Origin of the sequence: Streptomyces longisporoflavus, assembly GCF_014649775.1 — a bacterium.
GTDB lineage: Bacteria > Actinomycetota > Actinomycetes > Streptomycetales > Streptomycetaceae > Streptomyces > Streptomyces longisporoflavus.
Window position 1 is genome coordinate 99,749 of sequence record NZ_BMTR01000014.1, and the last position, 13,929, is coordinate 113,677.

Below are 13,929 nucleotides of genomic sequence, written 5' to 3' on the forward strand. Positions count from 1 at the left end.
AGTGCGGATGCACGTCCGGAACGTACGTATCGGTGCCGCGGCGGCGGGCCTTGTCGCCGCCCTTGCCCTGACCGGTTGCAGCAGTGACGGCGGCGACGGTGGGGACGAGGGCAAGGACAAGGGGTCGGCGGGGTCCTCCGCCGGGGCCGAGGGCTCGTCCGACGCGGATGCGCCGGACGAGGGCTCCGACCCGGGGTCCGACTCCGGCTCTGACTCCGGTGCGAAGGACGGCAGCTCCGAGGGCAGCTGGGTCGCCACCTCCGGCGGGAATCCGCTCGCGCTGGTCATCGCCGGGAAGCAGGCGACGCTGCTCGGCGAGAACGTCCTGTGCAGTGGTACCACCGCGGGCGACGCGCTCAAGCTCAAGTGCGCCAAGGGCGACTCGACTCGCACCGACGGCACGGTCGAGTCCGTCAACGGGACGTCCATGACGGTGTCCTGGCAGGGCGCGGGCAAGGATCAGTTCACGAAGACCGAGGGCGGGAAGCTGCCCGAGGGGCTGCCTACGGCGGGGCTTCCGCAGTCCTGAGCCTTGCTTCAGTCCTGAGCCTTGCTTCAGTCCTGAGTCTTGCCTTGTCCTGAAGTGTGCGCGGCTAGCGGGTCGTGGGGCCTTGTTCGGGGTCCTGCGGCCCGCTTTCCTTTCGGGCGCCCGACCCGGAATCGGCGCCTGTCTCCGAGCCGTCCACCAGCATGGGCGGGGGCGCTGTGTCCAGGGCGTCCGAGAGTTCCTCCAGGGTCGTGAGCAGGAGGCCCGCTCCTCTGCGTACGACCCGGTCGGGCACGCCCTCGCCGTCCCACTCGTCCAGCGCCTCGCGTACCGCTTCCCACTTCGGGACTCGGCGTTCGCGTACGGCCTTCGCGCCGTCCTCGGTCGACTTGCGCAGGGCCTCCGCGAGGCGGGCGGCGGCGGGGACGGGGGTCGCGTCGCGGTCCGGGAGATGGGCCTCCATCAGCATGGCGACGCGGCCGAATTGGGCGAGGGCGTCCTCGGCGTCCGCGGCCGACGCGCGGGAGAGCCCACGGTGGCGCACCGGTTCGTTCTTGGCCCGGGCGACCGCCTCCAGCCAGGCGATACGGGCGTCGCGGGCGGCGAGGAGCGCACCCCGGACGTCCGGGCATGAGCTGCCGTCGGGGTCGGCGTAGCGGCTGACGACCGCGGAGGCGTAGCGGCCGTCCGCCACCAGCCAGTCGGCCAGGCGGTTGCGCAGGCGCGGGGTCTCCCAGGCCGGGTACAGGGCGTACGCGATCATCGCGAGGATGCCGCCGATGAGCGTGAGGACGACGCGTTCCGGGACCGTCTGCGTCCACTGCTCGCCGCCCATGCCGAGCAGGAACACGACGTACGCGGCGACGCAGGCCTGGGCGGCGACCTGGCCCGTGCGCATCAGCAGGTACATCATCCCGGCGCAGAGCACGGCGAGTGCCGCGGAGAGTTCGGTGCCGGGGCTTGCGAGCCGCACCAGGCCCGTGGCCAGCGCGACGCCCACGAGGGTGCCGCCGAAGCGGGCCACCGCGCGGGAGTACGTCTGGGAGAAGTCCGGCCGCATGATCATGACGGAGGCCATGGGGGCCCAGTAGCCGTGGCCGAGAGGGAGCCAGGTGCCGAGGAGGTAGCCGGCGGCGGCCACCGCGGTGACGCGGATCGCGTGGCGGGTGACGGGCGATTCGTGGCGCCGGCGGAGTTCGGTCCGCACGGCGCGGAGGGCCATGGGGAACAGGGCGGGGAAGGTGGGGCGGAGGAGGGGGGTGGGGGTCGGGGTGCCCTTTTCCGTGGCGGTGGAAGTTTTGGTGGGGGTGGAAGTCGGGGTGGGGGTGGCTTCGGATTCTGTTGTGGCGGTGAGGGCGGCGGCCTTGTCGGGGGGTTTGCCGGCGGTTTCGACCACGTCGCGCAGGAGTGCCGACAGGCGTTTCGCCGCTCTTTGGGCCGGGCCCGTGAGGATCGCCCCGGTGTCCGGGGTCCGCAGGGTGGCCACGGCCGCGGGCGGGATCTTCAGCGGTTCGCCCTGTCGGATCGCCCTGGCCGCCGCGTCCAGGATGGCGCCCGCAGCGGCCAGGATCTCGCGTACGCGGTCGCGTTCCTCGCCCTCTTCCGGTACGCCGACCGCCGGGTCGGCCAGGGAGGCGAGTACCGGACGGATGCGTTCCGCCAGGCCGCGGGCGCCGTGGAGCTCGGCGGGGCGGGTGCGGGCCTGGCGCGGGGTGATGGTCGCCGCGTCGCGGGCCGCCATCAGGGGCTCCGGGTCGAAGTCGGCGTGGGGGTCGTGGCGCAGGCGGCGGGCGTAGTCGGCCTCGGCGGCGAGCGCGTCGGCGAGGGCGTCTCGGTGGGCGCCCCATCTGCGTACGGGGAGAAGGACGACGAGGGCGGCCTGGACGGCGCCGCCCACCACCATCATCGCGGCGTGGCCAGCCGCGGCGGCGAGGGAGCCGGGGAGGGTGACCGTGACAAGCATGATCGCGACGTTGGAGGAGGCGATGATGCCGACGGTCGGGCCCGCGGCCCAGCTCAGGCCCGAGAGGAAGGCCCAGAGGGCGAGGAGGGCGAGGAAGAGGAGGGTGTGGGAGCCGGTGAGGTAGCCGAGGAAGGTGGAGACGGCGAGGCTCGTGCCGGAGGCCAGCGCCAGTTCCGGGCGGGGGCGCCAGCTGCGTTGGAAGGTGGCGATGGCTGCCTGGAAGGCGCCGAATGCCGAGCTGGCGGCTACGGCGGGGCCGAAGAGGGTGAGGCTGACGCCGATGACGATGGCGAGGCCGGCGGCGCCGCGGAGGGCGATAAGCGGTTCAAGCCGCTTCCGCTCGACGGTCAACCCCGAGCGGCCAGTCTCCTTCAGCGCCCGAAGCCAGGTCACTCTGTGATGATACGGGGCATATCAGACTCAGGGTGGACGCGGGGCCATCGGGCGTGCGGGCGGGAGAGCCTGTTCGCCCAGAGGCAACCGCAGGGCAAGTCAGCGACCGGCGCACGGAAGAGCTACCTCGCCCGCCCCACCCGCACCGCATCCGCCGCCGCCGCCCCCTCGACCCAGCCCGCATAATCCGTCACACCCCGCACCCGAGTGGTCGACGTCTCCGGAAACAGCCGCTCCGCGTGAGAGGCGACGGCCACGTCCCTCGCCGCAAGCACCGGCAACAGCTCACCCGCGTCCGGAGCGGCCTCCGCGGTGGCACCCTCCGCCGCCGCTGCCAGACGAGCGCCGAGGCGGTCTGCGTACGCCAGCAGGAACGCCTGACGGAACGTCTTCGTCCGCTTCCGGCCCCCCGCCCGCTGCCCCGCCTCCGCCTTCGTCATCGCCGCCGTGCCCTGCACCAGGAGGGAGGTGTGCAGGAGTTCGACCGCCTCCAGGTCGGACTCGAAGCCGACGACGGTCGAGAAGCCGTACGCCTCGTTCCACACCGCGCGGCAGCGATTCGCGGTGGCCACCGCGTCCAGGAGGATCGCCTTCGCCGTCTCGTACGGGGCATCCACGCCGATACGGCAGGCACCGGGAGTGTCCTTGGCATGGCTGCGCGACGCGAGCAGCGCCTCGTCGATGGTGTGCCTGGCCATCAGCTCCTGCGCCTTGGCGGTGAGCGCCTCCGCCTCCTCGGGGAACCCCGTGGCCTCGGCCTTGGCCAGCAGGGCGCGGATACGGGTGAGGATGCGGGGCTCCTGGTGACCGGGCGGCGGTGGCGCGTGGAGCGGGGAGCCGGGTGCGGGCCCCACCGGCTCGATCGCGGGCAGCCGCAGGAGGAGGCGGTAGAGGGCGAGGACCGTGGAGGCCCGCGAGAAACGGTCCGGCTCCGGCTTCGGACCGGCCTGCGGGGCAAGCTCGGCCAGCTGTGCCCGCCAACGGGGCGGAAGCGTGTCGCCGTACCGCCGGGTCTCCGAGATGATCAGCTCGGCGGCAAGGCGCGCCTGCTGGTCCCGGTCGGTTCCGTGCGCGACGTCGTCCCTGGCGCGGCCGACCATACGTATGACGTCCGCGGGCTGCCAGCCCCGCTCCCAGGCGCGCCGCACCAGCTCCTCGCCCCGGCGCCACAGCTCCGCGTCCGCTTCGGGCGCCGCCGCGAGGAGGGACGCGCCGGTGTCGAGGCCCTCGTCGCCGTCCGCGTACAGCGCCGCCGCGAACGCCTTGTCGATCACCTCGGTCACCGGATCCATACGTCAAGGGTATGGCTGGCCATACCCCGGGGACGCCCCCCAGTGGTCGTGCCCGACGAGGCGCCGAACGGTTGGGTTGAGGCCATGACCTCAACTGCCGTACGGCTCACCGCCGTCCGCCGCCGCTACCGTGACGTGACCGCCCTCGACGGCGTCGACCTCGCGATACGTGCAGGCACCTTCACCGCGATCATGGGCCCTTCCGGCTCCGGCAAGTCGACGCTGCTGCAGTGCGCCGCCGGCCTGGACCGGCCGACCTCCGGGACGGTGGAGGTGGGCGGTACGGAGCTGACGGGGCTGAGCGAGCGGCGGCTGACCCTGCTGCGGCGGGACCGCATCGGCTTCGTCTTCCAGTCCTTCAACCTCCTCCCGTCGCTCACCGCCGCCCAGAACGTCGCCCTGCCCCTGCGTCTCGCGGGCCGCAGACCTTCGCGTACGCAGGTGAAAGACGCGCTGGGTCACGTGGGCCTAGCCGACCGGGCCCGACACCGCCCCGGAGAGCTTTCGGGCGGCCAGCAGCAGCGCGTGGCCCTGGCGCGGGCGCTGGTCACGCGCCCCGCGGTCCTCTTCGGCGACGAGCCGACCGGCGCGCTCGACACGACGACCAGCCGTGAAGTCCTTTCACTGCTGCGGCAGTTGGTGGACGAGGAGGGGCAGACCACGGTGATGGTCACACATGATCCGGTGGCGGCGTCGTACGCCGACCGGGTGGTGTTCCTGGTCGACGGCCGAATCTCCGATGAGGTGTTTGCGCCGAGTGCGGGCGAGGTGGCCCGGCGGATGGCGGGGCTGGAGTCGGGGACGGCTCCGGGCGCCCGCACTTCTGATGCCGCGGGCGACGCGCCGACGCCGAAGTCCATTTCGAAGCCCATGTCGAAGTCAATGTCGAAGTCAACGCCGAAGTCGATGATCGCGGGTGGTCGCTGATGTTGCTCGCCTCTCTTCGTACTCGTTGGGCCGGGCTGCTCGGCGCGTTCGTCGCCGTTGCGCTGGGCGTGGCGCTGGTCGCCGCGATGGGGCTGGGTCTTGCCTCGACCTTCGGCGCGCCGGAGCGGGAACCGGTGCGGTTCGCCGGGTCGCCCGTGGTTGTCATGGGCCAGAACACGCTGACCGTGCCGGTGAAACGCGGGCCGGACACCGGACACGTATCAAAGCCGCTCGCTCATCCACACCCTGTGGATATCGAACTGCTGCGCGAGCTGCGCCGCCTCGGGCCGGTCCAGCTGGACGGGGCGAAAAGGGACGCGGTGGGGGTGGATGCCCCGGTCGGAGAGGTGCGGAAGGTCGTCGAGGCGCAGGCCGGCGCCGGGGCGCGGGACGGCACAGGGGTCCGGGACGGCGTAGAGGCCCGGGACGGCGACGAGGCACGGGACGGCCTCGGGGCGCGGGCGCGGGTGCTGACCGGGGGCGACCGGCGGCTCGCCGATCCGGGTCCGGAGCGGGACGCCGAGGCGCTGGTGGCGGTGAACTCGTTCCTGGGGACGGCGGGCGGAGTGTCCGCGTTCGTCTCCGTCTTCGTCACCGCTTCCACCTTCGCCTTCGTGGTGGCCCTGCGGCGGCGCGAGTTCGGCCTGCTGCGGATGGCCGGAGCGACGCCGGGTCAGGTGCGCAGGATGCTGCTCGCGGAGGCGCTCGCCGTGGGCGTAGTGGCCTCCGGGGCGGGGTGTGCGCTGGGGGCCCAAGGTGCGCCGGTGCTGGCAAAGGTGCTGGTCGACGCCGAGATCGCGCCGGAGTGGTTCAGTATCGGCGGGGCTGTGTGGCCGTACCATCTCGCCTTCTGGGTGGGCGTGACGGTCGCCTTCTCGGGGGCGTGGCTCGCCTCGCGGCGGGCGGGGCGCGTGGGTCCCGTCGAGGCGCTGCGGGATGCGTCAGTCGACACCGGCGTCATGCCGTGGAGCCGCCGGATCATGGGAGGCGCGCTGCTGGCGGCGGGGCTCGGGATGCTCGCCTGGACCCTGTGGAGCGATCCGTCCGCGCTGATGAAGCGGAAGACGTACACCACCCAGCCGATGATCCTGATCACCGCGCTCGCCGCGCTGACCCCGCTTCTCGTACGTCCCGTCCTGCGCGCCGTCCGCCTGCCCGGCGCCGTCGGACTGCTCGTACGGGAGAACTCCGCCGCGTCGGTACGGCGCACGGCGGCCGTGGCCGCGCCGGTCCTGGTGACCGTGGCACTCGCGGGCTCGCTCCTTGGCTCTGCCGAGACGGCGGGAGAGGCGAGGGCGACGGAGGCCCGGGAGCGTACCGGGGCGGAACTGGTGGTGACGGGGAAGAACTTGAGTCCCGCCGGTGCCGGTGCCGGTGCCGGTCGGGAGGCCAGAGTGGCCGGGGTGGCCGTGGCCGCGCCGTCCGCGTCCACCGCCGTGTTCGTACGGGAAGAAGGCACCGCGCTGATCCGGTCGGACGCGCGTGCGGTGGGCGATCCGGCGGCGTTCGCGGCGGTGTCACGGCTGCCGGTGGTGGCGGGGGACGTACGCGACCTCGACGACAGGTCGATCGTCGTCAACGAGGAGTGGGAACAGCGGAGGGTGGGCGAGCGGGTCGACGTCTGGCTCGGCGACGGCAGACCCGCGCGGCTGCGGATCGCCGCGGTTCTCGCACGGGGTACGGGGGACAACGGGGCGTACGTGACGACGGCGAACGCCGCTGCCGCGCCGGTCGACCGTATCGACGTGACGCTGCGGGCCGGCGCCGACCGGGACGAGGTGGCGGGGGCGCTGCGGGCGGACATGCGTCGTGGCGGAGGTGATGTTCAGGTGCGGACGGCGGAGAACTGGCTGACGGAAACGCACCCGGCGACGAAGCCGCAGACACGGTTGGGGCTGCTGATGCTGCTGGGTATCGCCCTGGTCTACACGGCCATCTCCCTGGCGGGAACGCTCCTGATGGCGACATCGATACGAGGCTCCGAACTGCGCTCACTCCGGCTGGCCGGGGCTACGCGCACGCAGGTGCGGGCGGTGCTGGCCGGAGAGTCGCTGCTCGCGGTGGCATTGGGCACGACCCTGGGCCTGGCGGTCACGGCCCTGAACCTGGGCGCCCTGAGCACGGGCCTCGCCCAACTGTCGGCACCTGCGGGGATCGTCATGCCGTGGGAGATGGTGGGGGCGGCTGCGGGGGTCTGCGCGTTGGTGGGAGTGGGGGCGGGGGTGCTGGGGGCGCGACGGGGCTGAGGACCGGGAGAGCCAGTTCACCCAGAGGTGAGCGCGGGGCAAACGAGCGGGCGGGTGGGAGAAGGCCCGCGCAAAAAACGCGGCTCAAGCCCCCCGCAGGGCGTTCAACTGTCACCGCCCTCATCGATAAGGCGCCGTACCTCCCGATCCACAAGCCCCAACCGCGCCTCCGCCACCAGAGGAACGGCCCTCCGATGCCGACGGGACTCATGGACGTCGATGTCCACGGTGACAAGCCCCGCCTCCCACTTCGGCGCCTGCGCGACAACCGTCCCCCGCGGATCCACCACCCGCGACCCGCCCCAGAACGAGGCCCCGTTCTCGTTCCCGACCCGGTTCACGAAGACCACCCAGCACTGGAGCATGCGGGCGGTGTAGGAGAGCAGCGTGTCCCAGTAGAGGCCCGTGTCCATCGCCTCGGGATCCAGGCTCGCCGCGCTGTTGGTGGGGATGACGATGACTTCGGCACCGTCCTGCACCGCCAGCCACGGCAGCACCGGCTGCCACGCGTCGTTGCAGACGAGGGTCGCCGCACGCCCGTGCCCGCCCGGCAGGTCGTACGCACGCAGGTGCTGGCCGGGACTGACGTGCTTGCGCTCCTCCCAGGCCAGGTAGTTGGGCAGGTACAACTTCCGGTGGGAGTGGAGGAGCCGGCCGTCCGAGTAGTACGCGGCCGTGTTGTACGCGCGCAGGCTCGTGTGCTCGTGAAAACCCACGATTACGTCGGGGCCGGCGACGGAGAGCTCCCGCAGACGGTTGTCGGAGGCATCCAGGGACGTGTCCCGCCGCAGCCCGCCGAGGTGGTAGCCGTGCAGGCTCAGCTCGGGGAAGACGACGAGTTCGGCCCCCTGCGCCGCCGCCTGGCCGATCGCCTCGCGGGCCGCCGCGAGGTTCTCGTCCACCTCGCCGAGGACACAGTCGGTCTGCGCAAGGGCCACTCTCATGGCACCGAGCCTCGCAGCGCCGGACACCCCCCGCATGTCGGGCACGCCCGGACGAGGGCCCTCGCGCGCCGACGCGGGGCGAGCGGTAGCCCCGTACGCCAAGGCCACCCGCAACACCCCACCAAAGCCAAGCCGCACCGCACCAAAGCCACCCCACCCCAAGCCAAGCCAAGCCAAGCCAAGCCACCAGCAGGATTGTCAGTGCCCCCTGACAGACTCACCCCATGACCGAAAGGTGGGCCCTCGCCGCCACCGAGGCCGGCGGCGCCACCCTCGCCCCCCTCGGGGAGGACGGCCTGCCCGCAGGACCCACCCTGCACGAGCCGGACCTGGCCGCAGCCGTCCGCGCAAGACCCGACGTGGCCCGCTGGGTCTGGCGCTCCACCGCCGAGATCTACCCCACGCTGCTCGCGGCGGGCATCCGGGTGAGCCGGTGCTACGACATCGAGGACGCCGAGCTCCTCCTCCTCGGTCACGAAGGCCGCCTCGGCGAACCCCGCTCGGCCGCCGCCGCCTGGGCCCGCCTGCACAACGCCCCCGTACCGAACGACCCTCCCCCCAGAGCGGCAGCCCCCGGCGCCCAGGACTCCCTCTTCGAGCCCTCCCCCGTCACGTCTCTGCCCTTCGACGCCCTCCTGGAGGTGTATGCGGACCAGCAGCGAAGACACGCGGCCGCCGAGCACCCCGGCAGGATGCGGCTGCTCACGGCGGCCGAGTCGGCCGGAATGCTGGTGGCCGCCGAGATGAACGTGGCGGGCCTCCCCTGGCGCGCGGACGTCCACCACGCCCTCCTCACCGAACTCCTCGGCGAGCGGTACGCGGGTGGCGGCAGGAACGCGGGAGCGGCCGAGCCCCGCCGCCTCGCCGAGCTCGCCGACGAGATCTCCGCCGCCTTCGGCCGCCGCGTCCGCCCCGATCTGCCGAACGACGTCATCAAGGCTTTCGCGCAGGCCGGCATCCGCGTCAAGTCCACCCGGCGGTGGGAACTGGAAGAGATCGACCACCCGGCGGTGCGGCCCCTCATCGAGTACAAAAAGCTGTACCGGATCTGGACGGCGCACGGCTGGAGCTGGCTCCAGGACTGGGTGCGCGACGGCCGCTTCCGGCCGGAGTACACGCCGGGCGGCACCGTCAGCGGACGCTGGACGACGAACGGGGGCGGCGCGCTGCAGATCCCCAAGATCATTCGTCGTGCGGTCGTCGCCGATCCCGGCTGGCGGCTCGTCGTCGCCGACGCCGACCAGATGGAGCCGCGGGTCCTCGCCGCCATCTCCCGCGACCGGGGCCTGATGGAGGTCGCCGGAAGCCACGAGGACCTCTACACACGCCTCTCGGACCGCGCGTTCTCCGGCGACCGCGACCACGCCAAGATCGCCCTGCTCGGAGCGGTGTACGGGCAGACGTCGGGCGACGGCCTGAAGAACCTGGCGGCGTTGCGCCGAAGATTCCCGGCCGCCGTCGCGTACGTCGACGATGCCGCCAAAGCGGGCGAGGACGGCAGACTCGTACGGACCTGGCTGGGGCGGACCAGCCCGCCGGCGGCCGGAGCGGACGACTTCGACGAGGCGGGCATCCCGCAGGACGCACCGCCCGACCCCGCCTCCCCTGACGGCGAGTTCACGCCGGGCTATGCCTCCACCAACACCCGGGCCCGCGGCCGCTTCACCCGTAACTTCGTCGTCCAGGGCAGCGCGGCGGACTGGGCCCTGCTGATGCTGGCCGCCCTGCGCCAGTCCATGGCGGCGGCCGGCCTCCGCGCCGAGCTGGTCTTCTTCCAGCACGACGAGGTCATCGTGCACTGCCCGCAGGAGGAGGCCGACGCGGTCGCGGCGGCGATCCGCGCGGCCGGTGACCTGGCGGGGCGCATCACGTTCGGCGAGACGCCGGTGCGCTTCCCGTTCACCGTCGCCGTCGTGGAGTGCTACGCGGACGCGAAGTAGCTCTCCAGGGAAGCCGGGTCAGCCCTCCGTACGACGGCGCTCCGTACGACGGCGCTCCGTGCGACGGCCCTCCGTACGACGGCGAGGGGCCGATTCACGCCGCCAGCAAGCCCTTGAGCTCGCCGACCACCTGGCTGCTGTCCGTGCCGTCCAGCGCCGCGAGCGCCGACTCCCACTGCGCGTACGCCTCTTCGGCGCGCCCGTCCGCGTACAGCAGCAGCCCGTACTGATGGCGGGCCAGGCCCGCCATATGGGCGTCGGACCGTTGTTCCGCACGCTCCAGGAGGTCCGCGCACTCGCGCGCCGCGTCACCGGGGCGTGCCACCTCGCGCAGGGCGCGGACCATGCCGAGGCGCACCTTGGACTCGTTGTGCCAGTCCTCGGCCACACCGTGGATGCGCAGGCTCTCCTCGAAGTGCGTGAGCGCGACGTCCGGTTCGCCGAGAAGGAGGTAGACGCAGCCGATGTCGCAGTGGGCTTCCTGCCGGACACCCGCGTGTCCGAGGGTCTCGCCGATCGCAAGGCTCCGCTCGTGGTAGTCGAGCGCCGTGCGCGCGTCGCTGTGCTCGTAGATGCTGCCGAGGTGGCTGAGCGCGAACGCCTCGCTGAGCGGATCGTCCAGGGCTTTGGCCAACTCCAGGCTCTGCCGCAGGGCCTCGATGGATTCCTCGTACCGGCCGAGGGCTTCAAGGAGGAGGCTGCGGTTGAGTACGGCGCGGTGGACGAACGACTTGAGGTCGAGCTCCCGCCACAGATCGAGCGCTTCGTCGATCAGGGCGAGGGCGGCGCTGCTGCGTCCCGAGACGTAGTTGAGGCCCGCAAGGTCGGTGAGGGCCTGCGCTTCGGCCGCGCGGTCGTTCCAGCGGCGGGCCGCGGTCACCGCGAGGCGGTTGAGCAGGTCCGCCTCGGCGAGCCGGCCGCGGCGCTTGAGGTACGAGAAGAAACAGCGGACCAGGACGGGCAGCAGCACGGATTCGCGGCCGTGCCGGTCGGCGAGGGCGATGACGTTGGCGAGTTCCGTGTCGCCCCAGACGAAGGCGTCGTCGGAGTTCATCGGCGGCACGGCGGGGACCGGGGTGCCGTCGGCGGTGCGCCGGGGCGGCAGCCGTTCGTCGACGCCCATCATCCGGTCGTCGAGGTCAAGGCCCTCCGGCATGATCGCCACGACGGTCTGCCGGGCCGACTCCGCGTACCAGTGGAGCGCCGACTCCACTACCTCCGCCGCCCCCGCCTCGTCCTGGCGGGCGGCCTCGCGTGCGAAGTCGCGTACGAGATCGTGCGGGGCGTAGCGGCCGTAGGCGGTCTCGTCGAGCAGCGCGACGTCGACGAGCCGGTCCAGCGCGGCGCCCGCGCGCCACTCCTCCACCTCCAGGAGGCGGGCCACGAGCGGGACTCCGTACGCCGGCAGGTCGAGCGCGCCGATCGCGGCGAGAGCGGCGGCGGCGTCCCGGTCGGACTCGCGCTCCGATGTACGCAGCGCGTCCAGGGCCACGGCCAGCGAGCGTCGCACGCTGAGGTCGTCGTGCTCCAGATGACGCAACCGTCCGCCGCTTGCGGTGAGGAGCTCGGCCAGGGCGTCGGGGGTGAGCGCGCGGCGGGCGGCAAGACGGGCCGCGATGATCCGCAGGGCCAGCGGCAGGCGGCCCGCGAGCCCGACCAGGGGGTGCCCTTCGTCGAGCCCCGTCCGCCCGGACACGGCGCGCAGCAGGGCGATGCTGTCCCCCTCGGAGAGCGGCTCCAACGGGAAACGCCCCACGCCGTCGAGCGCGGTGAGCGGAGAGCGGCTGGTGACGATGACCGCGCAGCCGGGGCCCGCGGGCAGCAGCGGGCGCACTTGCGCGGCGGTCGCCGCGTCGTCCAGGACGAGCAGGGTGCGGGTGGGCGCGAGCAGCGAGCGGAGCAGGGCGGCTGCCGCGTCCGGGTGCTCGGGGCTGTGGTTCGCCTCGACCCCGAGATCCCGGAGCAGGGCGCCGAGGGCCTGGTCGGGGGTGAGGGGCGTCATGCCGGGCGTTGCCCCGCGCAGATTGACGTAGAGCTGCCCGTCGGGAAAGTGCTCCCGCAGCCGGTGCGCCACATGCAGGGCAAGCGCGCTTTTCCCTACGCCCGCCATGCCGGACAGCACGGCGACGGGCGTCGTTACGGCGGGCATCCCGGTCCCGTGGCCACCGCCGCCCTCGCCCTGCTCGACGCCGGTGAGCAGGCGGGCCAGGGAGCGGATGACGTCTTCGCGCCCGGTGAAGTGGAGCGGGGAGAGCGGGAGTTGGGCGGGGCGGGTGGTGGGGGATATGGGGGTGGGGGTGGGTGCGGACGCGGGTGGGGATGTGGCTTCGGGGTCGGCGGGGGCGCCGGATGTAGAGGCTTGGGCTGCCGGAGGGTCGGCGGTGGGGCTCGTCGTGGCGTGAGGCCCGGAGGTATTGGCGGGGCTGAGGGCATCGGTCACACCGGTCGCGCCGGTCGTACCAGTCACGCCGGTCACGCCAGTCACGCCGGTCACGCCGGTCGCGCTGCTTACGCGGGGCTCACCGGCCGTATCGGCCACACCGCCCCCGCCGGTCACCCCCGCAGGCTCCTGCAGTACCTCGCGGTGGGCCTCCCGTACCGAGGGGCCCGGTTCCACGCCCAGTTCCTCCACCAGCCTGCGGCGCAGCTCGCGGTGGACGGCGAGGGCCTCGGCCTGACGGCCCGTACGGTGCAGCACCAGCATCAGCTGGCGGTGGAACGCCTCCCGCAAGGGATACTCGGCGACCAGTTCCGCCAGCTCCGGCACGAGCCCGCCCCCATCGGCCCCGGTCGCCAGTTCCGCGTCGTACCGCAGCTCAAGCGCAAGAAGCCGCGCCTCCTCAAGGCGCGGTATGAGCGCGTGGCCCGCGGCGTCGGCGGGCAGTCCGCCCAGCGGAGTACCGCGCCACAGGCCGAGCGCGGCGGACGCGGCGTCCACGCAGAGCCGCCAGTCGCGTACCGCGTGCGCGGCCCTGGCCTGCGCGACCAACTGCTCGAAGACCCGCACGTCCAGCTCACCGTCGGCCACCCGCAGCCGATACCCCGGCGGCACTGCCCGCAGCCGCTCCGGATCGTCCAGGAGCCGGCGTAGACGCGTCACGTGGTTCTGCAGCGAGGCGTGCGCGGACGCGGGCGGAGCGCCGCCCCACAGTGCGTCCTTGAGGGCGTCGACGGAGACCACCCGGCCGGGTTCGAGCAGCAGCGCGGCAAGAAGGGCGCGCCCCTTGGCGCTCTGTACGGGCTGCGGCTCGCCCTCGGCGTCGTACACGGCAGGCGCTCCCAGGAGCCCGAACCGCAACCCGTCGCACCGCACGTCCACGCCATCTCCCGCCAACTGTTGGCCACATGTTAGCGATCGGTTGGCGACGCCTGATGGGATCAATACATCGGGCCCGGCCCCGCCGGTACTCGCGCCAAGCGCGTAACTCGGGGGAGTGTCACCGTTGCGGCCGGGCCCGCTCAGTTTCTGCGAGGCATCCTCAACTTCCTTACGGGGTGGGGAAGTTGGGGTGCTCGCGGAATCGGGACCACTGCCGACGCCGCATCGTACCTGCGCGCGGGCCACCGTACCCACGCGGGACGCACCGCCTCACGATGCCCGGCGACACGCACCCGCTCAGGGATTCCGGCACCAGGTGCTCACCGAAAACCCACCGTTTACGCACGCCGCTTACGTCACTCACGTAGCTCACGCCGCTCAGCTCACGTAGCTCAGCCCGCGTAGCTCACGCCGACGA

The 13,929-nt window shown here is 72.8% G+C and carries 8 protein-coding genes; 4 read left to right on the plus strand and 4 right to left on the minus strand.

Translation table 11 applies throughout. The annotated features are described in order from the left end of the window. Positions 1-7 precede the first annotated feature (7 nt). Positions 8-529, plus strand: coding sequence for a hypothetical protein (locus IE226_RS27075; RefSeq protein ID WP_190084005.1), 522 nt, complete (start codon positions 8-10; stop codon positions 527-529). A gap of 64 nt (positions 530-593) precedes the next feature. Here IE226_RS27075 and IE226_RS27080 read toward each other — a convergent pair whose 3' ends face one another. Both IE226_RS27080 and IE226_RS27085 read right to left on the minus strand, forming a co-directional pair. Beyond that, positions 594-2,843: an FUSC family protein gene (locus tag IE226_RS27080; protein ID WP_190084006.1), complete on the minus strand. Its 2,250-nt coding sequence runs from the start codon at positions 2,841-2,843 to the stop codon at positions 594-596. Positions 2,844-2,965: 122 nt separating this feature from the next. Continuing rightward, positions 2,966-4,126, minus strand: a complete 1,161-nt coding sequence (locus IE226_RS27085; RefSeq protein ID WP_373307046.1) for a DUF2786 domain-containing protein — start codon at positions 4,124-4,126, stop codon at positions 2,966-2,968. Between the two features lie 93 nt (positions 4,127-4,219). Here IE226_RS27085 and IE226_RS27090 point away from each other — a divergent pair, with 93 nt between their 5' ends. Together IE226_RS27090 and IE226_RS27095 are read left to right on the plus strand one after the other, a co-directional pair. Next, positions 4,220-5,062 carry an ABC transporter ATP-binding protein gene (locus IE226_RS27090; protein WP_190084008.1) on the plus strand — a complete coding sequence of 281 codons (843 nt, stop codon included), beginning with the start codon at positions 4,220-4,222 and terminating at the stop codon, positions 5,060-5,062. Continuing rightward, on the plus strand, positions 5,062-7,308 hold the full coding sequence (locus tag IE226_RS27095) for an ABC transporter permease (RefSeq protein WP_229871562.1): 2,247 nt from the start codon (positions 5,062-5,064) through the stop codon (positions 7,306-7,308). Before IE226_RS27090 ends, IE226_RS27095 begins: the two co-directional genes overlap by 1 nt. A gap of 104 nt (positions 7,309-7,412) precedes the next feature. Here IE226_RS27095 and IE226_RS27100 read toward each other — a convergent pair whose 3' ends face one another. Further along, positions 7,413-8,252: a nitrilase-related carbon-nitrogen hydrolase gene (locus tag IE226_RS27100; RefSeq protein ID WP_190084009.1), complete on the minus strand. Its 840-nt coding sequence runs from the start codon at positions 8,250-8,252 to the stop codon at positions 7,413-7,415. A gap of 224 nt (positions 8,253-8,476) precedes the next feature. Here IE226_RS27100 and IE226_RS27105 point away from each other — a divergent pair, with 224 nt between their 5' ends. Continuing rightward, positions 8,477-10,192 (plus strand): bifunctional 3'-5' exonuclease/DNA polymerase, encoded by a 1,716-nt coding sequence (locus IE226_RS27105; protein WP_190084010.1) that lies wholly within the window; start codon positions 8,477-8,479, stop codon positions 10,190-10,192. Positions 10,193-10,286: 94 nt separating this feature from the next. Here the strand turns inward: IE226_RS27105 and IE226_RS27110 are convergent, their stop codons facing one another. Further along, entirely contained in the window at positions 10,287-13,505 is a 3,219-nt protein-coding gene (locus tag IE226_RS27110) for an AfsR/SARP family transcriptional regulator (RefSeq protein ID WP_229871578.1), read from the minus strand. Positions 13,506-13,929 lie beyond the last annotated feature (424 nt).